This window comes from Bavariicoccus seileri WCC 4188, from assembly GCF_000421665.1.
In the GTDB taxonomy this organism is placed as follows: domain Bacteria; phylum Bacillota; class Bacilli; order Lactobacillales; family Aerococcaceae; genus Bavariicoccus; species Bavariicoccus seileri.
Genome location: NZ_ATXL01000102.1, coordinates 1 through 1,337, shown reverse-complemented (window position 1 = coordinate 1,337; position 1,337 = coordinate 1). Strand labels below are relative to the sequence as shown.

General features: G+C 30.9%; 2 protein-coding genes. Both read right to left on the bottom strand.

Features of this window, described 5'->3' with window-relative positions; genetic code table 11:
• Positions 1–207: 207 nt before the first annotated feature.
• The gene (gene csn2, locus H541_RS0110955; protein ID WP_026501806.1) at positions 208–885 is read right to left on the bottom strand and encodes a type II-A CRISPR-associated protein Csn2; all 678 of its coding nucleotides are present in this window, start codon (positions 883–885) and stop codon (positions 208–210) included.
• The gene (gene cas2 / locus H541_RS0110950) at positions 875–1,216 is read right to left on the bottom strand and encodes a CRISPR-associated endonuclease Cas2 (RefSeq protein ID WP_026501805.1); all 342 of its coding nucleotides are present in this window, start codon (positions 1,214–1,216) and stop codon (positions 875–877) included. The genes csn2 and cas2 overlap by 11 nt, the downstream gene beginning before the upstream one ends.
• Positions 1,217–1,337 lie beyond the last annotated feature (121 nt).

Here is a 1,337-nt window from a genome sequence, read left to right as displayed (position 1 = left end):
GCAAAATTCCGTAATCGCGCCATTCATCTATAGCAAGAATAGGTTTTAAATGCATCCCTTTAATCAAAGATATCATTTTCTATTCAATTATCAAAGATCAATTTAAAAATACACAAACCCTGGAGAAACATTGTTAATTTATCTTTGTAAATAATTCTAACATACTTTCAAAGCTTAATACCGTTGATATCTAAAATCTCAAGTACTTTAAGATATTTTAGTCACATAGTAGTCACTATCAATCAAGTATTGGTCAACCTCTAGGTTTTCCACAGTTTGTTGATCAATTTCTTTAGTTTCTAAAAATAGAACATTGACATTTGAAAGAGAAATGTATTGGCAAAGCTCTTCTAATTCACTTGCAGACAGAAACAAGCAGGCATTAACTAAAACTAACAATTTCTTTTTGGATAAGTACTTAAAAATCTGAATAATTTCAATCAGTTTTTCATATATCGTATCACTGAGAGTTTCTATTTTAATTCCAAGAGCTTTAAAAAGTTCAATAATAGTAATTTCATCAACCTCTAAATCTAGGTCATGTTCCAATAATTCATACCCTATTAACTCAGTAATGGTAGCTGTCAACTTATCTATCATTGATTTAACTTCTGGCTTTTCATTAAGCTGTTGCTCCAGATCTGCATATACTAATTTTAGTACTGTTGATGAATTAACATCAAATCCCAAAAAGTCTGTAATAACCAATAGTTCAGTTGATTTTACTGGTTTATACTTTAAATCATACAGTTTAACATCTTCTTGATCATCATAATGATAAAATGCCCTATTCAATCTAGCAAATAATGGTACATCATTGATAACCAACACAGTAGACTTCACAAGTTCTATCGGATCATCTAAAAGAGGAAAATTAAGTTTGATCATAAGTATCTCCTAGAAAAATAATCCTTTGGTCTGTATTTGCGACGCTCGTATCTCTCTCACCAGAAAGGTAGACCATTTTCGAAAACTGTTTCTCAGTTACAGATAGTAAAGTTATAAGTCCCTTCTTAGGATTATTACGTTTCAGACGAGCAACCATAGATGTATTCGCTGTACCATTTAATAAAATTTTGCTATATACAGAGAATTGATGCATTATAAAACCCTCGTTAATTAAGAATTTTCTGAACTTACGATACGCTTTTCTTTCTTCTGCAGTAATTGTCGGCATATCAAACATTAATAGCAGTCTCATATATCTATAGCTCATATCCTAAATATAGGAACTCCTTCCTCGGGAGTGTCAATAATTTTGTGTAAATGGCGATTCCCTTTGACAGTTTGCTTATAAACTTTCCAAAGTATCTTCTAATATGCCTTGAACTATTTTG

Coding starts and splice junctions, on each gene's coding strand:
- cas2 (WP_026501805.1), bottom strand. CDS start 1,216: ATGAGCTATAGATATATGAGACTGCTATTAATGTTTGATATGCCGACA.